The sequence below is a fragment of the Mammaliicoccus lentus genome (genome assembly GCF_002902755.1).
Taxonomy (GTDB): domain Bacteria; phylum Bacillota; class Bacilli; order Staphylococcales; family Staphylococcaceae; genus Mammaliicoccus; species Mammaliicoccus lentus.
On record NZ_PPRS01000003.1, the window covers coordinates 33,516 to 53,654 of the forward strand.

Annotated in this window: 23 protein-coding genes; 11 read left to right on the forward strand and 12 right to left on the reverse strand. The window is 30.8% G+C overall.

Translation table 11 applies throughout. From position 1 onward, the window contains the following. Nucleotides 1-59 precede the first annotated feature (59 nt). Entirely contained in the window at nt 60-1,025 is a 966-nt protein-coding gene (locus tag CD135_RS00725; RefSeq protein ID WP_103268587.1) for a DMT family transporter, read from the reverse strand. 170 nt (nt 1,026-1,195) lie between these two features. Here CD135_RS00725 and CD135_RS00730 point away from each other — a divergent pair, with 170 nt between their 5' ends. Continuing rightward, the gene (locus CD135_RS00730; RefSeq protein WP_017001064.1) at nt 1,196-1,612 is read left to right on the forward strand and encodes an organic hydroperoxide resistance protein; all 417 of its coding nucleotides are present in this window, start codon (nt 1,196-1,198) and stop codon (nt 1,610-1,612) included. Between the two features lie 106 nt (nt 1,613-1,718). On the opposite strand, the gene CD135_RS00735 is transcribed toward CD135_RS00730, so the two are convergent. Further along, nucleotides 1,719-3,119 (reverse strand): MFS transporter, encoded by a 1,401-nt coding sequence (locus CD135_RS00735; RefSeq protein WP_103268588.1) that lies wholly within the window; start codon nt 3,117-3,119, stop codon nt 1,719-1,721. 193 nt (nt 3,120-3,312) lie between these two features. Between CD135_RS00735 and CD135_RS00740 the strand changes: the two genes are divergently transcribed. Next, a complete protein-coding gene (locus CD135_RS00740; RefSeq protein ID WP_070044935.1) occupies nt 3,313-3,645 on the forward strand; it encodes a hypothetical protein in 333 nt (110 codons plus the stop codon). Between the two features lie 152 nt (nt 3,646-3,797). Here CD135_RS00740 and CD135_RS00745 read toward each other — a convergent pair whose 3' ends face one another. Next, nucleotides 3,798-4,730 carry a nucleoside hydrolase gene (locus tag CD135_RS00745; RefSeq protein ID WP_103268589.1) on the reverse strand — a complete coding sequence of 311 codons (933 nt, stop codon included), beginning with the start codon at nt 4,728-4,730 and terminating at the stop codon, nt 3,798-3,800. A 149-nt stretch (nt 4,731-4,879) separates the two neighbouring features. Here CD135_RS00745 and CD135_RS00750 point away from each other — a divergent pair, with 149 nt between their 5' ends. Further along, the gene (locus CD135_RS00750; protein ID WP_103268590.1) at nt 4,880-6,184 is read left to right on the forward strand and encodes a TrkH family potassium uptake protein; all 1,305 of its coding nucleotides are present in this window, start codon (nt 4,880-4,882) and stop codon (nt 6,182-6,184) included. A 45-nt stretch (nt 6,185-6,229) separates the two neighbouring features. Here CD135_RS00750 and CD135_RS00755 read toward each other — a convergent pair whose 3' ends face one another. Both CD135_RS00755 and CD135_RS00760 read right to left on the reverse strand, forming a co-directional pair. Beyond that, nucleotides 6,230-7,405: a hypothetical protein gene (locus tag CD135_RS00755; RefSeq protein WP_103268591.1), complete on the reverse strand. Its 1,176-nt coding sequence runs from the start codon at nt 7,403-7,405 to the stop codon at nt 6,230-6,232. 138 nt (nt 7,406-7,543) lie between these two features. Continuing rightward, nucleotides 7,544-8,239 carry an MBL fold metallo-hydrolase gene (locus tag CD135_RS00760; RefSeq protein ID WP_064211751.1) on the reverse strand — a complete coding sequence of 232 codons (696 nt, stop codon included), beginning with the start codon at nt 8,237-8,239 and terminating at the stop codon, nt 7,544-7,546. Between the two features lie 167 nt (nt 8,240-8,406). On the opposite strand from CD135_RS00760, the gene CD135_RS00765 reads away from it, so the two are divergent. Next, on the forward strand, nt 8,407-8,808 hold the full coding sequence (locus tag CD135_RS00765; protein ID WP_017000722.1) for an NUDIX hydrolase: 402 nt from the start codon (nt 8,407-8,409) through the stop codon (nt 8,806-8,808). Here CD135_RS00765 and CD135_RS00770 read toward each other — a convergent pair. Next, a complete protein-coding gene (locus CD135_RS00770) occupies nt 8,805-9,305 on the reverse strand; it encodes a GNAT family N-acetyltransferase (protein ID WP_070044931.1) in 501 nt (166 codons plus the stop codon). The genes CD135_RS00765 and CD135_RS00770 overlap by 4 nt on opposite strands. Before the next feature lie 182 nt (nt 9,306-9,487). Here CD135_RS00770 and CD135_RS00775 point away from each other — a divergent pair, with 182 nt between their 5' ends. Beyond that, nucleotides 9,488-9,907 carry a YolD-like family protein gene (locus CD135_RS00775; protein ID WP_017000726.1) on the forward strand — a complete coding sequence of 140 codons (420 nt, stop codon included), beginning with the start codon at nt 9,488-9,490 and terminating at the stop codon, nt 9,905-9,907. Nucleotides 9,908-9,994: 87 nt separating this feature from the next. On the opposite strand, the gene CD135_RS00780 is transcribed toward CD135_RS00775, so the two are convergent. The 4 genes from CD135_RS00780 to rpsN form a co-directional block, all read right to left on the reverse strand. Beyond that, the gene (locus CD135_RS00780; RefSeq protein WP_070044930.1) at nt 9,995-10,495 is read right to left on the reverse strand and encodes a GNAT family N-acetyltransferase; all 501 of its coding nucleotides are present in this window, start codon (nt 10,493-10,495) and stop codon (nt 9,995-9,997) included. Nucleotides 10,496-10,508: 13 nt separating this feature from the next. Continuing rightward, complete coding sequence (locus CD135_RS00785) at nt 10,509-11,021, reverse strand: GrpB family protein (protein WP_017000729.1); 513 nt, start codon at nt 11,019-11,021, stop codon at nt 10,509-10,511. Between the two features lie 295 nt (nt 11,022-11,316). After that, the gene (locus CD135_RS00790) at nt 11,317-12,510 is read right to left on the reverse strand and encodes a GTP-binding protein (RefSeq protein WP_017000731.1); all 1,194 of its coding nucleotides are present in this window, start codon (nt 12,508-12,510) and stop codon (nt 11,317-11,319) included. Between the two features lie 49 nt (nt 12,511-12,559). After that, nucleotides 12,560-12,829: a 30S ribosomal protein S14 gene (gene rpsN / locus CD135_RS00795; RefSeq protein WP_017000733.1), complete on the reverse strand. Its 270-nt coding sequence runs from the start codon at nt 12,827-12,829 to the stop codon at nt 12,560-12,562. 294 nt (nt 12,830-13,123) lie between these two features. Between rpsN and CD135_RS00800 the strand changes: the two genes are divergently transcribed. The 4 genes from CD135_RS00800 to CD135_RS00815 are packed head-to-tail and all read left to right on the forward strand — an operon-like array spanning nt 13,124 to nt 17,047. Continuing rightward, complete coding sequence (locus CD135_RS00800; RefSeq protein WP_103268592.1) at nt 13,124-14,245, forward strand: NAD(P)/FAD-dependent oxidoreductase; 1,122 nt, start codon at nt 13,124-13,126, stop codon at nt 14,243-14,245. Then, nucleotides 14,239-15,570, forward strand: coding sequence for a nucleoside recognition domain-containing protein (locus CD135_RS00805; protein WP_103268593.1), 1,332 nt, complete (start codon nt 14,239-14,241; stop codon nt 15,568-15,570). Before CD135_RS00800 ends, CD135_RS00805 begins: the two co-directional genes overlap by 7 nt. 12 nt (nt 15,571-15,582) lie before the next feature. Next, nucleotides 15,583-16,119, forward strand: a complete 537-nt coding sequence (gene dcd, locus CD135_RS00810; RefSeq protein ID WP_103268594.1) for a dCTP deaminase — start codon at nt 15,583-15,585, stop codon at nt 16,117-16,119. 13 nt (nt 16,120-16,132) lie between these two features. Then, nucleotides 16,133-17,047, forward strand: a complete 915-nt coding sequence (locus CD135_RS00815) for a CobW family GTP-binding protein (RefSeq protein ID WP_103268595.1) — start codon at nt 16,133-16,135, stop codon at nt 17,045-17,047. Between the two features lie 32 nt (nt 17,048-17,079). Here CD135_RS00815 and CD135_RS00820 read toward each other — a convergent pair whose 3' ends face one another. Both CD135_RS00820 and CD135_RS00825 read right to left on the reverse strand, forming a co-directional pair. Beyond that, a complete protein-coding gene (locus CD135_RS00820; protein ID WP_064211744.1) occupies nt 17,080-17,631 on the reverse strand; it encodes a hypothetical protein in 552 nt (183 codons plus the stop codon). 124 nt (nt 17,632-17,755) lie between these two features. Further along, nucleotides 17,756-18,460 (reverse strand): hypothetical protein, encoded by a 705-nt coding sequence (locus tag CD135_RS00825; RefSeq protein ID WP_103268596.1) that lies wholly within the window; start codon nt 18,458-18,460, stop codon nt 17,756-17,758. A gap of 123 nt (nt 18,461-18,583) precedes the next feature. Here CD135_RS00825 and CD135_RS00830 point away from each other — a divergent pair, with 123 nt between their 5' ends. Further along, a complete protein-coding gene (locus CD135_RS00830; RefSeq protein ID WP_103268597.1) occupies nt 18,584-19,546 on the forward strand; it encodes an arsenic resistance protein in 963 nt (320 codons plus the stop codon). A gap of 91 nt (nt 19,547-19,637) precedes the next feature. Continuing rightward, nucleotides 19,638-20,135, forward strand: coding sequence for a GNAT family N-acetyltransferase (locus CD135_RS00835; RefSeq protein WP_103268598.1), 498 nt, complete (start codon nt 19,638-19,640; stop codon nt 20,133-20,135). The last annotated feature ends 4 nt before the right edge of the window (nt 20,136-20,139 follow it).

The window sequence follows — 20,139 nt, forward strand, 5'->3', positions numbered from 1 at the left end:
TTATAAATCAATTTGAATGATTTATCATTCATTAATTACATACCACTTTCCATATAGCTTTAAACATTAATTTTGGAAGGTTTTTTTAATGGCAAACTATCTATAAAGCTATATATCGCCATGCCGATAATAATAAGTGCCACTCCTAGCATACTCAATGGCCCTGGGATAGGCAATCCAAGTAATATCATCTCTCCTATAATAGCAAAGACAACTTCTAAAGACTGCGTTGCCTCGACTCCTGCTAATTTCTCTTGGTCATCTTTTACAAGATTCGTTGCATAGAAAAACAGTACTGTTGCAATAATTCCAGAAAACAACGCAACTATAAAAGATTGTGTAACTTGATTAGAAGATGGTAGACCATGTTTAATATATCCTATGCCAAATATTATAAACCAGACGGGCATCGTAACTAAGGTCATTCCAAATACTCGTTCAATTGTACCTATATCATGTTTGACTACACTCATCATTTTTCTATTTCCTAACGGATAACAAAATGCAGCAATTATTATAGGTAGAAATCCAAGCAAGAAAATATTTAAATGAATTTCCGAAGCTTGTGGTATTTGTATAATGATAATGCCTACAAACATAATGCTAGATATAGCAAGGGACCTCCATGGTATTTTATTTCTCACTAAAATGGTTTCACCGGATACTTTCACTTTATCTATAAAGAGTGGCGCTAATAACATGCCACATATAATCGTAATTTGCCATGTCCCTGATATTACCCAACCAGGGCTATATTCAGCTGCAAACGTTAAAGGTGCATAAAATAAAACGAATGCAAAGAAACTCCATATAAACCAAGATGATTTGTACATGCTGATATGCTTCAAGACATGACCTGTTTTTCCTTTAATTACTACAATTAACCATAAAAAAGGCAACATGAAAATAAAGCGAAGAGATGAACTGAAATACCATGATCCACCTTCATTAGCCATTAAATGATTAAATACAAATGTAACTGCAAAAAATAAAGCTGCCAAAATACCAATTAAAATCGCTCTCATGTTAGCCCTCTTTCTTATACGTTTAATATTCATTATTCCATAAAAGAATGACGTTTTACATTATTTTTTTAGAAAATATCTCATATTTATAAATTAAATATTTTTAAAATGGTTTAATTTATAATAAGCGGGTAAACAATATATATAATCTATAAGGAGGTCTTTTTTTTATGGCAACTCAATATGAAACTAAAGCAACAAACACTGGTGGACGTAAAGGTCATGTTTATACAGACGATAAAGCAATTGATGTAGACGTATTACCACCACAACAAGCTGATGGCAATGCGACTAACCCTGAACAGTTATTCGCTGCAGGCTATGCTTCTTGCTTCAATGGTGCTTTTGATTTAATCCTTAAACAAAACAAAGTGCGTGACGCTGAACCAGAAGTTACGTTAACAGTTCGTTTAGCAGATGATCCAGAAGCTGAAAGCCCTAAATTAGAGGTAGACATTGATGCAAAAGTTAAAAATGTTTCTCAAGAAGATGCGGAAAAATATTTAAAAGATGCTCATGACTTCTGTCCTTATTCTAAAGCGACAAGAGGTAATATCGACGTTAAATTAAACGTAGAAGCAGTTTAATATAATTGCCTAGATTAATTTAAAGTCAAATAAATCAGGAGGCGCTCTTCAATTTAAAAGAACGCCTCCTGATTTTTATTTAATATATTATTTTAACGTGACATCATTAATTTTTTTCACTTTCTTCAGCATGCCACCATAATGCATCTTTCGGATTTTCAAAAACTTCATGTAAATCCTTTTTATTATCAACGTTCGGATAAGATCCACGAAGCGATTTATTTGATGTTGTTTTAAACATAAACACAAATACAAGTAGTCCTATAACGTTAATAACAGTTAAATAATATGACGGTGCAATTTTTTGACCAGTTGTTTCTACTAAAGTTGTTAAAATAAATGGTGTTAAACCACCAAATACCGCTGCACCTATATTATAAACGAGCGATAACGTTCTTAATCTTACTTTCGTATGGAATATACTTGGTAAGACTGAAGGCATAACTCCTTCAAATGTTGACATGAATAAAGCAATAATAAATAGACCGATAATAATCATTGGTATAGAAGGTATACTCATAAACCAGAATGCTACAACTGAGAATAAACTGAAACCTATTAAACCAAATAATATTGTGTTTTTATTACCTACTTTATCACTGTACCATCCAAAGAAGAATACTGCTGGTATCATTGCAGCCATTGTTACTGTACTTAATACACTACTCATCGTACCACCTAAATCAATCGTTCCATTTAGGAATGATGGTATGTACGACAATACCATGTAGTTTGCAACGTTTAAAAATGCTACACCAGTGAAACATACAATGATATCTCTCCAATATTTTTTGAAGATATCCTTATAAGAATATTCGAGTTCTTCTTGTTCTTCTAAAGTTGATTCGTATGCTGGGCTTTCATCTAGATTGTTTCTTAAATAAACCCCTACAATACCTAATGGTGCCGCAATAATGAATGGAATTCTCCAACCCCATGCTGCCATTTGTTCATCACTTAGTAATGCATACATAATACCAACTAATGCCGCAGCTAAAATATTCCCTGATAATGTTCCTATTTCAAGGCCACTTCCTAATTTTCCTCTTGTCTTATCAGGAGATGTCTCCGCTATGTATGTCATCGCACCAGCGTATTCTCCACCAGTTGAGAATGATTGAACCATTCTAACAATAAGCAATAAGATTGGTGCCCAAATCCCGATTTGATGTTGCGTTGGAAGTAACCCTAACACTAAAGTAGAACATGCCATTAAAATAATGGTTGATGACAGAACAACTTTACGACCATGTTTATCCCCTATGTGACTGAAGAATATTCCTCCAATCGGTCTTACTATAAAAGCAAAAGCAAAAACTGCAAAGGTTGATGCCAACTGTATTTCTTTTGGCATGTTCCCGAAGAAATTCGAACTAATGATAACCGCTAGTTGAGCGTAAAGACCAAAGTCAAACCACTCAATAGCGTTACCAATACCTGTTGCAAATACGGTTTTCTTCGTTTTACTCGCATCTACAACATTGACGTTGTCTTTCTTAAACTTCATTTTTAAATACACTCCCCATTTATCTCTATATAAACATATAACCTATTAAAATTTTTTAATCAAAATTTTTGAAATTCAATTTAAAATATTTCTTAAAATATTTTCATACCAATAATTATAGAAGTACTAATAAATTTACTTTTTCTATATTTAGCTCTATATTGAAATAAAGATATTTTTTAGGAGGGAATACATGTCAGGGTTTTACTTTTTAGTAATTGTTACAATAATCAGTGCCATTGTGAGTTTAGGATTTTCATTAAATGCAGTCGCTGATAGAAAACAAAATCAAAAATCTCAAACAAACGCACTTTATGCTTTATCACGAAGTTTAGTTTTATTTTTATTATCTATTATCGCCTTATTTACTGGTAGCGCTGCTTTTTTAACTGGTGTTGCGCTCGCTGTTGCTTTAACACATATCTTTGATGGGTTTATTGGGATAATTTTAAAAAATGATTTTAAAACTTACGGCCCATTCATTACAGGTTTTTTACACCTTGTAATTATCGCAATATTTGCATAATATACATACTAACAAACATACAGCTTCGACGCAAAATCGCTATAATTCTATCATTTAATTAAAAAGCCACTCTGTTGAATCCTCAACAGAGTGGCTTTTCCTATATAAATTCTCACAACTTTAACGCATATATTATTTGTTCTAGAATAAACTTATATTTTCTTTGCTAAGTCAGTCATATAATCAAAGAATGCATCTCTATTTACATCATTAATAATATTAACGTTTCTTCCTTCTTCACTCTTGTATGTTCTACCTTGGCTTGGTCCATGAGTAAGTACACCTAGTTTTTGTTGTTCTTTTTGTACAAGTTCTGGTTTACCAACATAAGCAGTTGTTAACACATCCCATAAAAAGTACGTTGAATTTGTAACGAAATGTGTAAGTGGTGGAACAAGCGCATAACATATCCCTAAGAAATCTACACCTTCATAGTTTCTTTCATTCGCCCACCTTTTACGAACATCTGGTGTAAGAGGTACTTGATTTGTACTTTCTAATGCTACCATATCTATTTTAATATCTGTATCAAATACAACTTTAACCGCTTCAGGATCCCAAAAAGCATTCCATTCAGCTGTTCCATCATGTTCTGGTTCTTCAACGTTACCTTTGTCTAAAAGCGTACCGCCCATCCAAACTAATCTTTCTATACGTTCTTCTATTTTAGGTTCAACTTTTAAACTTTTAGCTAAATCAGTAAGAGGACCTGTAAATAACATTGTTACTTTTTCTTTGCTATTCATTAATTTTTCAATAATATCTTCGTATGCTTCTTTTTCTGAAACTGTTGAATGAATATTCATTTCTTCATTTAAAATAGGCATAGCATCTACATAAAATGCATGCATTCTCCAATCTTTAGGAAATGGATTTTTCCCTCTTTCATTTGAAGGTGCAACATTTAATTTTTGATTTGAAAAACGATTGATAATTTTGCAAGAAGCGCTCGTAGCAGGCTCAACATAACAATCCGCTCCGATTGCACTAACGCCTATTAAATCTACATCTTCCATTTGTAATAATAAAAATAGCGAAATTAAGTCATCCACGCCACCGTCATGGTTAAAATATACTGTCTTCATTTATATACCCTTCTTTCATTCCCAATAGCACCATTATACATAATAATTAATTTTTATTATATCAATTATTTAAATTTACTTGTTTATGTATCACTAAAGATATATACTCTCATTATTAAATGTAAAATTTTAGGATATGAGATGAAAAGATGAAAATATTTATAAAACTAATCATTTTTTATTTAAGTTTATTTCTGAGTACTACACTTATTGGTTCATTATTGCTCTTTCTACCTATTACAGGCAGGAAAACTATTTCTTTTATTGATGCATTTTTTGTAACCACAAGTGCCTTTACAGTAACTGGTATATCTACTGTAGATATACCTAGCCAATTCAATACGTTAGGGTATATTGTTATTTTACTACTTATTCAAATTGGTGGATTAGGTATCGTCGCAGTAGCTCTGTTTTCTTTGATTTTATTTAATAAAAAAATTTCATTCTTAAACAGAGAATTATTAATGATTACTTGGAATTTCGATGAATTCGGTGGAGTTATAAAAATCCTTAGAAACCTATTTATATATACAATCATTGTGGAAAGTGCAGGTTTCTTACTATTATCAATCAAATTTCTACCATTATTCGGATTAAAAAAAGGACTTTTCATATCACTTTTTACATCTATATCTGCGTTTAATAACGCTGGCATATCACTATTTTCTAATAACTTGATGTCTTTTTCATCAGATTTATATATTAATTTTGTCGTATCTTTTTTAATAATTTTAGGTGGTATAGGACCATTAGTTGTTTATGATATTGTCGTTAAAAAACGTTTTAACAAACTGCACCTACATACTAAAATCGTGATAACAGCTACTGCTTTTCTAATTTTATTTGGTACATTGTCTATATTTTTACTTGAATACCATCATGGTCTATCTAAATTATCAATAAAAGATAAATTATTAACTTCATACTTCCAATCTGTTTCAACTCGTACTGCAGGTTTTAATACAATAGAATTAAATCATTTATTACCAGCTACATATGCAGTTATGATTTTCTTAATGTTTATCGGAGCAGCTCCAGTAAGTAGTGCTGGCGGTATTAAAGTAACTACATTTATTTTAATATTAGTATTTCTTTGGCAAAATGTTAGGAGTTATGAGTATCCTTATATCTTTAAAAGAACAATTCAATTTCATCAAATATCAAAAGCTTTATCTATTGCATTACTCAGCTTTATTTTGGTAATAATCGTGAGTTTAACTATGAACCTATTTCAACCAGACATTGCATATCATAAGCAATTATTTGAAGTAACTTCTGCATTTGGAACAGTCGGTTTGTCTACTGGTATTACTTTTGACCTCAACACATGTTCGAAATCACTAATTATTATCGTCATGATTGTTGGTAAAATAGGCATTATTACATTATTAGCCCTTCTAACACAACGAGATACATCTAATTACCGATTTGCTGATGGCAAAGTACATCTATAAAAAATGAGTCTGGGACATAAATAATTGTCCCAGACTCTCTTTTTATTATTCATCTTCGTTAGATTTTGAGTCAGCTTTATCTTCGTTACTTGAGTTGTCTTTAGCTTTTTGTTCGGCATCCTCTTGAGCTTTTTTATCTGCTTCTTCTTGTGCTTTACGATCAGCTTCTTCTTTGGCCTTTTCTTCTGCTTGACGTTGCTGTTCTTCAGCCTTTTTCTCAGCGTCTTCTTGTGCTTGTTCCTCTTCTTTACGCTGTTGCTCTTCAGCTTTTTTATCTGCCTCTTCTTGAGCCTTTTTCTCTTCTTCTTTAGCTTTCTCTTCTTCTTTTTGCTTTAGTTCTTCTTCACGTTTTTTATCCGCTTCAGCTTGTTTTTCTTCTTCTTGTGCTTTTTTATCTGCCTCTTCTTGTCTCTTCTTCTCTTGTTCTTCTAATTTTTTCTGTTGATCATTATTTTGGACCGCATTATTATTATATTGTTCTTCTGATGATGGTATTTGTTCAGTTGGTACTTCTTCTGTTGCTGGCGGTTGATTACTTTCAGTTTCTTTTACTTCTGAATTTTTAATATTCCAGTCTGCTTTATAAGTCTTATCTTCTGGCTTAAAGTTCATTTCTACTTTATAATTATCCGCTTCTGGTACATCATAATATAAATAACTATTTTCTGTGTTACCTTTTTTTAACTGATGTTGGAATCCAGGTGTATTTTCATTCATACCAAAGAATTGATTTTGACTTTCACCATCAATCGTGAGATCAAAAGCAGAATTATCCACTAGAATTTGCTTTTTATCTACATTTTTAAATTTATAATATACTTTTAATACTTTACCATTCTCAGGGTAGTAATATTGATCTTCAGGTTGAACAAACTCTGCCTTAACAACAGTAATTTCAAGTCCGTTCACTCTAATTTTATCTCCTAATTCCAAACCCTTCAGACCTTTTTCAGGCGTGTCTTCGAGCTTTTTAGTCTCAGTCTTTTTATCTTTCGTTTGTTGCTCGCCAAATAACTGGTCTACAGAATAACTACTACTTTTCGGCAGCGTTAAAAAAATCGAAACAAAACAAATTAACCCTACGAAAAATAGTGTTACAGTGCTTATTAACACTCCAACAAACTTACTTTTGTTCGCAATTTTTACAATAGTCGTCACCAACATCGTGACAAATGCTATAGATATTAAAATCCATACAAACGTAAAAATTAAACTGTTCATTTTTTCTCTCCTTATCGTATCTTTTATTTATCTTATAATAGCACGGATTATCTAAATAAAAATAATAAAACAAACTTTATTTCCTTTTTATAATCATTCCCTAAAATTTGAAATTTAAAATTAATTCACTAAACTTATTTACTCTTTCTCTTTTACTAACAAACCACCATGGTAACAAAAATATTTTGAAGCATTTAAATCAACAACTTTTTTTAATGAATGTTTTGCTTCTTTTAAATTCATGCTATAGTCCGGATTTGCTACTATAAGCTCCTCACCTTCTTTTACTGCGGCATCACCTGTTATCACGCTATCTTCTGACTGTATGTATAAAGAAATGTGTCCACTTGTATGACCAGGGGTTTGCACAATCTCGACCTCTTCTTCTAGTATGATTGCACCATCTGTAACTTCTATATCAACTTCCACATGATCTAAAGATTCTAGTAGTTCTATGAACTGTGTACCTTTCTCTTTATCGTATTCAGGCATGCTTTTTAATAATTCTTCCGCTTGAGTAAGTCTTTCAGATTTTTCACTACCGTTTATATACTTTGCTTCTATGAAACTACTTATTACTTTTACATGTTGGTATTTATCCTTAAAGGCTTTAAGAGCCCCTATATGATCGTCATCATAATGAGTAATAATGATATTTTGTAAATTATTCATATCATAACCTAAGTTTTGAACAGCTTCTTCTATCTTCGGTAAGAAACCGGGATACCCAGTATCAACAAGTGTTAAAGCCTCTTCTAATACGATGAGCGTTGGATATATAGCATGCTCATGCCCTTCATAATTAAACTTTATTTCTAATTCTTCTATTTGAATAGTCATAATAGAGCTCCTTTATTTTCTAACGGTCTTTTTCGAAATTGTTAATTATTATGATTCTCATTACAATTGCTACTATATAAAATGATATATATAATATTATTTTAAAGGAAACAAATTACATTAGAAAGGTTTTTGGCTTTTTAATTTTTAGGAGGATTAGCATGATACCTAAACATATCGTTTCAGCTGCATGTATTGTATTAAACGACGAACAGGAAATATTACTAATTAAAGGACCTAAACGTGGTTGGGAGATGCCTGGTGGTCAAGTCGAAATCGGTGAACCTTTGCATGAAGCAGCTATACGCGAAGTAAAAGAAGAATCTGGCGCTCACATTGAAATCACCAGATTCTGTGGTATTTTCCAAAACACTACTGACGGTATTGTCAACACATTATTTTTAGCACACTACATAGGTGGCGAGTTATGTACGAGTGACGAAAGTTTAGAAGTAGGCTTCTTTACATATGATGAAGCAATGGAAATGGTTACGTGGAAAAATTTCAAAGAAAGAATCTCTTTAAGTCTGAATGAAAAAGAACCATTTCTTGTTACGTTCTAGTATTCATCTTTCAAGATACTATATACTAGTGTATCTCTATAACCATCTTTAAGTTTAATATTTTGTCTCAATATCGCTTCATGTCTCATTTTTAATTTTTGAAGTACGATTTCTGAAGCGGTATTATTTATGTCTGTTGAAGCCCATATTCTATTCAGTTTCAACACTTTGAAACCATACTTCACAATAGTTCTAGCTACATCTGTTGCAATACCATTGCTCCAATATTCTGGATGGATAGTGAATTCAATTTCTCCACTATTATTCTTCTTATCACTTATTAATTGGATAGCACCTATAACATTATCCGTATCCGCATCTACTATTACATTGTACATCCAATCTTCATCTCTATTTAATAACGTTTGTACAAATTCTTCAGTCTCTTCATATGTTAACGGATCCCAAGTTTGATATTTCGCCACTTCAGGTAGTGAAGTATACGCGTGAATATCATCTAAATCCGATTCTTTTAAATCTCTTAAATAGTAATCCATCCTAATCCTCCTAATATTTCTATGCTTTATGACTAAACGATTGGGATTATCTTAACATAATTACATATCTATATAAACTAATTCCTATATATTTACTCAACTTTTATTAAAAGAAGATTTCACTTTACAAAACAGAACATATGTTCGTATAATAAAAGTATAATGTTTTTGGAGATGATAATGTGGTAAAAATAATTAATCCAGATATGCCTGAAGAATTTCAAAATGAGACAGATTACAGAAATATTCCAAGAGAATATTTAAATCCGAGAATTCCTCAAGGAAGAGGAATGATTAAATGGGCGCCATTTGCGACAATGCCACAGCAATTCGAAGAAATCTCACAATATATTAAAGATCAAACAAAGATAGAAAAACCTACACTTGATGAATCCGCGCTAGCTGATTTAAACCATGTATTAGCGGAGAAAATTTTCTATAATCCAAATTGCGAAATTAAATATTGGCACAATGGCTATATTAAACAAGTGAAATGTGAAATACATAAATTCAACTCCGAAATTAATATGCTACAAGTTATTAATCAAGAAAATAAACAAGTCATGTACTTAGATATGGACTGTATATTAGGAATAGAATAATGAAAAAGAATCGCCTGTAGATACCAGCGATTCTTTTTTGTCGTTTTTAGGTTTTTACGGTTCGATAATTTTGTTTTATCGAACCTTCTATAAATAAAATCGCATCATATCTTCATCATAATATTGCTTTCCATCATAAATAGCCATCGGTTCAGTTGCAAATCTTTCAAAACCTAATTTTTTATAAAATTGAATCGCTCTATCATTCATAGATAAAACTGTTAAATCAATCACTTTTAATCTTTCTATACTAGATGCTTCTTTTATAAGTTCTTTCACTACGCTTTCAGAAACACCACTCCCCCTATCCTTTTCTTTACAATACATAGCGACTATGTTCCCTTTATGTTGTAGCTTTTTAACACCTTCTCTATAAAATGTTGCAACACATACAAGTTCATCATTTCTAAATCCACCATATGTAAATTTAGAATCAGTACTTTCTAAACGTTGTTCAAATCTACTAAAAGGATATTCAACCTCATCTTCATACAAAGAAGCAAAAGCTTGGGCATCAGTTTGCAAAGCTAATAATCTAAGCTCCCTAAATTCAATGGCATCAGTTTTATTTAATTTACGAATTTTCAATATAAATCGCCTCCTATTTCAGATTGTCAAACCACATCAAAGCTTCTTTTTCAATATTTCTCACGTAATCTTTTTTAGCTTTACTGTATTCTCGTGTGTCATGGTATTTACTTGCTAACATTTCTTTGTAGTGGCTATATTCTTGGGCAACCTTTTCATTTACTCTCAAATAATCTCTAAAAATGATATGTCTTTCTATTTCTTTATTTCCTTGTTCATATATATGTATATGATGGGTTCTGTTTTCTCCGCCTTTTCTTAATAGTCTTCTGCCACTAATACCCCATTCTCCCGCTACTTCGTAACCTAAGTTTATAAATAATGAGTTAAACTGATCGACCTTTTGAATATCACGTACTATAACCATCATATCGATAACTGGTTTAGCTTTCATCCCTTCAATAGAAGTACTTCCAAAATGCTCAAACTGAATAATTAAATCTCCTAAAATTCCCTCTAAATTTTTACACTCATTTTGATAAAGACTTTTCCAACTTTCTTTATATGAACTTAACCTAATCTTCAAATGATCACCCCTTATTTAATAAATAACATAAAATAAGTTCTTTAGTTCTATTTGGTCAACTTAAATTATCTAGTAACTTGTTTATTTCAATAAACTTTGAATTTTTAATAGACAAATTCGTTTCTTCATATGTTTCACGTTTCACTACTTCTTTCGAAGATATTTTTATACATTATGAATCTATTTCCACCAATATTACCATTATGTACAAAAAAAGAGTATGAGAAATAAATTATTCCATAAAAAAAGAACCCGAGCGTGCTTTTGTCTCGGATTCTTTCCTATTTCATAAGTTTTATTGTAATACCCAACTATATGGATCTTTTAATTGTGACCAGTCTTGATCTATTTCATCTGCATTAATGAGACATTCATCTAATGATTTTGTAATTTCATCAACGTCTAAATCACTGCCGATAATAACAAATTGTGTTTCTCTATCTCCATATTCTGGATCCCAATTTGCTTTTACTTCAGGTCTTTCACTTAGTATTTCATTTTTTTGTGCTTCACTCATTGCATCAACCCAATATGTTATTGGATGGATGTTAACGAATGAACCTGCTTGTGAAAATAGACAAGCTACGTGATTATATTGTGCTAACCATACAATACCTTTTGCTCTGATGATATTCCCTTGCATATTTTCCATCCATTTATTAAATCTATCAGCATGGAAAGGTAAACGTCTTCTGTATGCAAATGATGAAATACCGTATTCTTCAGTTTCTGGTGTATGACTAGCATGACCGCCTTCAGTCAATTCTTTAATCCAACCGGCAGAATTACTCGCCTTTTCAAAATTAAATAAGCCTGTGTTAACAACCTCTTTAATTGGTACATCAGCAAAGTTTGTTTTTATAAATTTAGCGGTTGGTTGTAATTTTCTTAATACATTCTCTAGTTGATCTAAATCTTTTTTGTCCACTAAGTCTGTTTTATTTAGAATCAACACGTCACAAAATTCAATTTGATCTATTAATAAATCAGAAATTGATCTTTCGTCTTCTTCACTAACACCTTGATCTCTATCAGTTAATAAATCTTCAGAGCGCATATCGTTAATGAAGCGGTGCGCATCGACTACTGTTACCATAGTATCTAATCGACAAATGCTTGTTAAATCGATACCTAGTTCATCGTCAATATATGAGAATGTTTGAGCAACTGGTACGGGTTCTGAAATACCTGTTGATTCAATTACAATTTGGTCTACATCTCCACGTTCTGCTATTTTTTGTACTTCTACTAATAAATCTTCTCTTAATGTACAACAAATACAGCCATTAGAAAGTTCGACGAGTTTTTCATCAGTTCTAGAAATACCCCCACCTTCTATGACTAAATCTTTATCTATATTGATTTCACTCATATCGTTTACGATGACCGCTATTTTTAAACCTTCTCTATTTTTTAAGATGTTGTTTAATAACGTCGTTTTTCCTGAACCTAAATATCCACTTAGTACAGTTACAGGTATTTTATTCAATTTGTTTCCCCCTACTTTCTAATTGCTTATGCCCAAATCACACAGTTGCTTACCAACTTGATTTTTTCACGCCAGGAATTTGACCTTTGTGCGCATATTCTCTTAAAGCAATTCTAGACATACCAAATTTTCTGTATACACCTCTAGGTCTACCAGTAACTTGACATCTACGTGTAATACGCGTAGGTGATGCGTCTCTAGGAAGTTTTTTTAAACCTTCGTAGTCTTTATTTGCTTTTAATTCTTCTCTTTTTTCTCTATATTTCTCTACCATTTGAATACGTTTTTGTTCTTTTGCTATTTTAGATTTTTTTGCCATGTATATAACTCCTTTTAAATTATTATTGAACATAATGTGAATAATGAAATAAATAAGCCAACAAAGAAGTTGGCTTGAAATCGTATATTAAATAAAGTAAATGAAGTAGCCACGTAATCTCTCGGAGGTAAATCGTAATGACTACGCTTTAACTATAAAACATAATTCCAACTTTTGCAAGTAGAAAATTTCATTTCTTTCAATTTCAATAATTTTAAACTTGCTTACCTACTTCAAAGATGATACTTTACTATTATACAAAACGTAGTTATTACGATTTAGGAAGTGTATAATATGAAAGATACATTTAAAGCAATAATAATTGGTGCCGGCCCTTCTGGAATCGGTATGGCTATTGCTCTAAAAGAACTTGGTTTGCAAGATGTCATGATTTTAGATAAAGGTAAAGTTGGTGAATTATTCATTAATTGGCCAGATACTACTCGATTTATTACGCCATCTTTTACCACAAATGGATTTGGTACACCAGACATCAATGCTATTACACCACATAGCTCTCCAGCATTCACATTTAAAAAGGAACATATTTCAGGATTTGAATACGCTCAATATTTAAATGCACTTACTCAAATATATGAGTTAAATATAAAGGAACATACAGAAGTCATCGATATTTCAACTGATGAACAAAATGATTCATATACTATAAGTACAGAAAAGATAGGTTTTAAAGCAGATTATATTTTTATAGGAACAGGTAATTTCTCATTTCCACATAAACCATTTAAACATGGTGTTCATTACTGTGAGATAAAGAATTTTTCAAATGTTGAAGGAGAAACTGCTACTATAATAGGAGGAAATGAAAGTGGCTTCGATGCTGCAATACACTTAGCCCTTTTAGGTAAGAAAGTCGATATATACACAAATTCTACAAGCTACGACCAACAAGATCCTGACCCAAGCGTTAGACTTTCGCCATACACGCATCAGCGTTATGTTGAGTTAGTAGAACAAGGTTATCCTATTAAACTACACTCAAACTATTCTATAGAGGAAATTGATTTCATAAATAATCAATATACAATAAGGTTTGAAAATCAAACACGAAGTATAACTGTTGCAAATGAACCAATTTTAGCTACTGGCTTTAACCCTGTTCAAAATAATCCGTTAACAAATATTCTATTTGAAAATAACGGGAATAGTTATGAATTAACTGACGATGATGAATCAACAATTAATCAAAATATATTCCTAATTGGAGATACAGTTAAACATCAAGATGTCATTCTTTGCTACATTTATAAATTTAGAACACGCTTTGCAGTATTAGCTAACCTTGTTTGTGAAAGAGAAGGCATAGAAGCAAATGAAGATGCAATTGAATTTTATAAGAATAATCAAATGTATTTAGATGATTATTCTTGCTGCGAAGTTGATTGCTCATGTTAAGAGTGGAATACAATTTAAAAGATGGGCCATTTTCTAATATACCTAATGAAAAACATTATATTGTTGTAAAGCATTTAAATAAACTGACAACTGAACAAAAAATGTCTTTCAAAAACTTTATTATTAAGAAAAAATTAAATTTAACATTAGATGAATCACATAAAAACATCATAGAAAATCGTTCTGAAACTAAAGATATCATTTCAGAACTAGAATTACTTAGAAAAGAAAAGTTGCGTCGAGTTCCTACATTGAAAGATATGACATCATCATTATTACTTATTATTTTAATGTTTATGTTACCTATTTATATATCTTTTTATCTTTCAAGCTTTGTTCAAAACAACTGGATGGAAAGTTTTCTTAGTTTTACATCTAACAGTCTACACTTTCAATCAGAATTTTTAAATGATATATTGTTCGGTGATTATGGGCTACTATCCCTTGGCATTTATTCTGTCGTCTGGGCGTTACCAGTTGTCATATTCATTAGTACTTCTACAAACATTGTGAGTGAAAGTCATTTAAAATCTTATATCGTATGGTCAATCGATCCAATTATGACTAAAGTTGGTTTAACCGGTTACGATATTGTACCAGTGATTGAAGGGTTCGGTTGTAACTCAGCTGCAGTATTAAGAGCCAACCATGATTGTAGTGCTTGTAGTAAAAGCAATTGCATTAGTTTAATAAGTTTCGGTTCATCATGCAGTTATCAAATTGGTGCAACTTTATCACTTTTTAGTGTGATGAACGCACCCTGGCTCTTTATGCCTTATATTTTAATTGTCTTTATAGGTGGAATCATACATATAAAACTATGGTCTCCAAAGTCTATATTACCTACACATTATTTTGTATTAGATAAAGTAAGAAAGCCTTCTATAAAAGCTATATGGCTTCAATCTATGGATACAATTAAATCTTTTCTCGTTCAAGCTTTACCTATATTCTTCGTAATATGCATCCTAGCAAGTTTATTATCTATGACACCTATACTTGTTTATGTCTCAAATATATTCAATATCATATTACAACCAATTAACGTACCTAAAGAAATGTCAACAGGCATTCTTTTTTCAATGATCAGAAAAGACGGCATGCTTTTATTTAATATGAATCATGGAGCTATACTACAATCTATTTCGTTAAAAAGTGCTTTCTTACTTATATTATTTAGTTCGACTTTTTCTGCTTGTTCAGTAACAATTACGATGATAATTAAAAGTTTAGGTTGGCTAGAAGGCATTAAAATCGTTGGCAAACAGATGGTAACTGCAACGATTTGTTTCTTCATTACAGTATTAATTTTAAATTTATTATAGGGGGATTAAACCTTGATATTATCGGATCAAGATATAAAGCAATATATCAACGAAGAAAAATTAAAAATTACACCTTTTCATGAAGCGTTTATTGAACCCGCTTCTATCGATTTAACATTAGGCAATCATTTCCTTTTACCTAAAACACCTAAAAGTGGTGTGCAGCCTTTATCAACAGCTATAGAGTACAACGAGATTCACGCAGAGAAATTCACCATACCTGCTAAATCCTTTGTCTTAGCAACTACTGTTGAGTATATTGAGTTACCGAATGATATAACAGGATTTGTAGGAGGAAGAAGTTCTATAGGAAGAGCTGGTTTATTCATACAAAACGCAGGATGGGTTGATCCAGGATTTGCTGGACAAATTACATTAGAGTTATTCAACGCGAACGATTTTGCATTAGAAATAAATGTTAATCAGCGTATATGTCAATTAGTTCTCGCTCAAACACGTTCTCCTGCCAATCATGCTTACAATGGTAAATATCAAGGACAAAAGAATACAACAGGTAGTAAAGTTTATATGGATAAAGACCCAAAATAAAGGTGGCTTTTAAATGGAAATTGTAATTATAACCGGATTTTTAGGAAGCGGCAAAACGACGATGTTGAATAGTTTAATCAATGATGTTCAACAAGAAAATAAAAAATCAGCAGTCATTATGAATGAGTTCGGAAAACGTAGCATTGATACTGAGCTCATTCATAATGACGTTCCAATAAGTGAAATGATAAATGGATGCATATGTTGTGTTATGAAAGAAGATGTTGCAACACAATTACACCAAGTTTATTTAGAATACCAACCAGATGTCGTATTTATAGAATGTAGCGGCATCGCCCATCCACTTGAAGTATTAGATGCATGCTTAACACCGGTACTTGCGCCATTTTCAACAATAAGAACAATTATTGGCATTGTGGATTTACCGGCTTATCAACACCTTTCTTCTTATACTGAACAAACACAACAACTGATAGATATACAACTTAAATATTGTCACGATATTGTATTAAACAAAATCGACATGATGGATACAGATGACGCTATAAACACAATGAAATCTATACAAGAAGACTATACAGAAGCGGATATCTTTTCTACGACATTTGGAAATATCCATTTTAGTCATTTTACAAAATCTAATCGAGATTTAAAGGTTACACAACACGACGCACATCATCATGGTCATGTTTTCCATAAATATTATCCATTAACAGAACCAATTACGATGGAAGGTTTTAAAACATGGTTAAAAGATTTACCTAATAACATCTATAGAATTAAAGGCTTTATTACATTTAAAAACGATCCAAATAAATATTTAATCCAAGCTTCAAATGATAACCTAAGGATAGAACAATATAACATTAATATCGATGATTACTTAATATTGATTGGCGATAATTTGAATAAAGAAGCGGTATTTTCCCCTAATGAAATAAAAAAAGCATCTCATCAAAGTAAATGATGAGATGCTTTTTTTATAAATTGGATTTTATATTATTCTACTTTCCAAACATTTAGACCATGCACTTGGCTATTCTCGTCAAATTTCAAATCTTCTTTACCATAAAACGTATAAGTTTTACCTTCTTCTAGCAATTTATGGTCGTAATCAATAATAAAATAAGATTCTGTACTATTACCACTTTCTTTTACTACTTCCACAACCTTATTCCCTACTTCATTCTCGCTAATTTTCTTAACCTTTGCATTCGTTACTTTTAATAATTGATCATGATCATAAGTTTCATTATTGAACTTATCATAATCAATCTCAATAGAATGATTCATTTTCTCTTGATTGAAGTGATCAGCTTGAGCTTGTGCCACATTACCATCCATATTAAAAGTTGAATCACGATCTTGGTTTGGCTCAGTAGATACAACGCCAACAATACAACCTAAAGTTAAAAAGAATAATACAATGGTACTTAGCAACGGAACTCTAAACCTAGTATCTTTAATCGCTTTAACCACAGTTGTACCTAACGCTGCACAAAAAGCTATTAATACTATAATTCCTAAAACGCTAAATATAAAACTTTCCATTTTTCATTACTCCCTTGATTTTTTCGTTTTTACATCAGTTTATATTAGACCTAATGTAAACAAATGTCATTTATTTTGTTTCAAAAACCGAAAGAACACGTTTTCATAGCGAGTTTAAAGTATCTCAATTTTTGATTTTATACAAATATTCACTCAACCTTTGATTACGTCCTCCTTTATCCCAACTATGATAATCTTCAATTAATAGATGTATATTTTTGTTGTAATGATTAAATACTAAATCAGTGATTGCTAAAAAACTTTTCCAATAATGAAACATAATTGAATTTGTATCTTCATTTTCATACAAATCATATGTGAAAGCCTCTAAATATTTTTCATCATAACGTTCTTTATAATAATTGAATAATTCTAATTCAAGATTATATATTTTGCTAAATTCTTCTTCTGTATAAAAATAAAATCTCGGTAAGAACATAACTAGTCCTTCTTCAAACCATAAATCATCTGAAGAAACATCTTCATCATCAAAATCAGACAAGAAAAAATCACAGTGATGTGTTATTTCATGCCCTAATATACATAAAATTTCCTTCTTCAAATAATGATCGAAAAATGTTTTTGTATCAACACTCATATCGTCTTGGATTGCTTCTGTTAAAAATTCTTTCCAGCTATCTAAGTCTATACTTATAAAAACACCTTTTTCATTAGTATAAGCTGGGATATTTTTTTGTAACACATTTTCCATTACATACTTACTAGTCCAAATAATATGTGCTGGTTCATCTTTTAATTCATATTCTATTTTTAATTTTTCAACTTCTACATTCGTATCTAAACTATCTAACATATATATACTTTTCATATCTACCACCGACTTTTTAAAGTGATTTAACAAATTCTATTCATTTTTAATATACCATAATACATTCTCATTATTTTTGGTAAACTTATATATAATTGAAATGATATTTTGAAGGAGATTTTTATGCAGCATATTAAATCATTTTTAGAGGTTAAACAGATTTATATTTATATTATTTTCTTGATTTGTGGTGCTGTTTTAGGTTTATCGTTTGGTGATTTAAAAAAACTGTTTGAGCCTTTTATTTCACTTTTTTTAGCTATATTATTATTTAGCATGTTTGCTCAAATACCGTTTTTAAACCTTAAAGATAAACTATTAGATTTTAAATATGTTTTAGCGCTACTTGTTTCGAATTTTATTTTAATACCTATTTTTGTTTTTATACTTGTGTCTCTTTTCAATGTGACATCTATACCCATTTTAATTGGTGTTTATCTTGTTTTACTGACACCATGCATTGATTATGTCATCGTCTTCACTAAACTAGGTAAAGGTGACGCTCAGTACATGCTAATCTCTACTCCAATATTGTTTATTGTACAGTTTGTCTTGTTGCCTGTTTATTTTGTATTATTTTTAAGACAAGACTTCTCTCAATATATAAAATTAGGACCATTTATTGAAACGTTTGTTTTATTAATTTTAATTCCATTTATTTTAGTCCTGATTTTACAACTAGCGAGTCAAAAATCTATCCAAATGAAAAAGTGTTTGAATTTAACTGAATGGCTTCCTGTTCCTTTTATGGCACTTGTTTTAATGGTGGTTATTGCCTCTCATATTTCTACGTTAACTCATGATTTGGATAATGTTATTACAGTTATTCCTATTTATATTTGCTTTATGGTTATCGCTCCATTCATTGGGTCATTTACAGGAAAACTTTTTGCACTACCTGTTGATTTAAAAAGAACTTTAGCATTCAGTTCTAGTACAAGAAATGCTTTAGTTGTATTACCTTTAGCTCTTTCGTTACCTAAAGAATGGTCTGCTATCGTTACGGTAGTAATTTTGACACAAACAGTTGTTGAATTAATTGGTGAATTAGTTTATATACGCGTCATAAAAAAAATCATCAAATAAATTATTTTTTAATATCTTAATAACTTTATTTTGTTATTTAATGAAGTCGTGTAATAATAGAGTTATATTATGAATAATTAGGAGTGAAATCTTGAGAGTTAGAGCATTAGAATCTAATGACTTACCTTTTGTACACGAATTAAACAATGAATATTCAATCATGTCATATTGGTTTGAAGAACCATATGAATCGTTAACTGAGCTTCAGTATTTGTTTGATAAACATTTACTTGATGAATCTGAAATAAGATTTATAGTTGAAGATGATAAACAGATTGTAGGGATTGTTGAACTTGTAGAAATTGATTATATTCACCGTAACTGTGAAATTCAAATTATTATTAAACCAGAATTCGGTGGCAAAGGATATGCTAAATTTGCCTTTGATAATGCTACAAGTTACGCGTTTGATATTTTAAACATGCATAAAGTTTATTTATATGTAGACCAAGATAATGAAAAAGCTATACATATATATGAAAGTTACGGATTTAAAAAAGAAGGTCTATTAAGAGAACACTTTTATGCTAAAGGTAAATATAAAGACGCTTTTTTAATGGCTTTATTAAAATGTGAATATATTTCATAAAAAA

What these genes read in the sequence shown, in the direction of transcription:
- CD135_RS00725 (WP_103268587.1), bottom strand. Translation starts at nt 1,025, where the DNA reads ATGAGAGCGATTTTAATTGGTATTTTGGCAGCTTTATTTTTTGCAGTT.
- CD135_RS00730 (WP_017001064.1), top strand. Translation starts at nt 1,196, where the DNA reads ATGGCAACTCAATATGAAACTAAAGCAACAAACACTGGTGGACGTAAA.
- CD135_RS00735 (WP_103268588.1), bottom strand. Translation starts at nt 3,119, where the DNA reads ATGAAGTTTAAGAAAGACAACGTCAATGTTGTAGATGCGAGTAAAACG.
- CD135_RS00740 (WP_070044935.1), top strand. Translation starts at nt 3,313, where the DNA reads ATGTCAGGGTTTTACTTTTTAGTAATTGTTACAATAATCAGTGCCATT.
- CD135_RS00745 (WP_103268589.1), bottom strand. Translation starts at nt 4,730, where the DNA reads ATGAAGACAGTATATTTTAACCATGACGGTGGCGTGGATGACTTAATT.
- CD135_RS00750 (WP_103268590.1), top strand. Translation starts at nt 4,880, where the DNA reads ATGAAAATATTTATAAAACTAATCATTTTTTATTTAAGTTTATTTCTG.
- CD135_RS00755 (WP_103268591.1), bottom strand. Translation starts at nt 7,405, where the DNA reads ATGAACAGTTTAATTTTTACGTTTGTATGGATTTTAATATCTATAGCA.
- CD135_RS00765 (WP_017000722.1), top strand. Translation starts at nt 8,407, where the DNA reads ATGATACCTAAACATATCGTTTCAGCTGCATGTATTGTATTAAACGAC.
- CD135_RS00770 (WP_070044931.1), bottom strand. Translation starts at nt 9,305, where the DNA reads ATGGATTACTATTTAAGAGATTTAAAAGAATCGGATTTAGATGATATT.
- rpsN (WP_017000733.1), bottom strand. Translation starts at nt 12,829, where the DNA reads ATGGCAAAAAAATCTAAAATAGCAAAAGAACAAAAACGTATTCAAATG.
- CD135_RS00800 (WP_103268592.1), top strand. Translation starts at nt 13,124, where the DNA reads ATGAAAGATACATTTAAAGCAATAATAATTGGTGCCGGCCCTTCTGGA.
- CD135_RS00805 (WP_103268593.1), top strand. Translation starts at nt 14,239, where the DNA reads ATGTTAAGAGTGGAATACAATTTAAAAGATGGGCCATTTTCTAATATA.
- CD135_RS00815 (WP_103268595.1), top strand. Translation starts at nt 16,133, where the DNA reads ATGGAAATTGTAATTATAACCGGATTTTTAGGAAGCGGCAAAACGACG.
- CD135_RS00820 (WP_064211744.1), bottom strand. Translation starts at nt 17,631, where the DNA reads ATGGAAAGTTTTATATTTAGCGTTTTAGGAATTATAGTATTAATAGCT.
- CD135_RS00825 (WP_103268596.1), bottom strand. Translation starts at nt 18,460, where the DNA reads ATGAAAAGTATATATATGTTAGATAGTTTAGATACGAATGTAGAAGTT.
- CD135_RS00830 (WP_103268597.1), top strand. Translation starts at nt 18,584, where the DNA reads ATGCAGCATATTAAATCATTTTTAGAGGTTAAACAGATTTATATTTAT.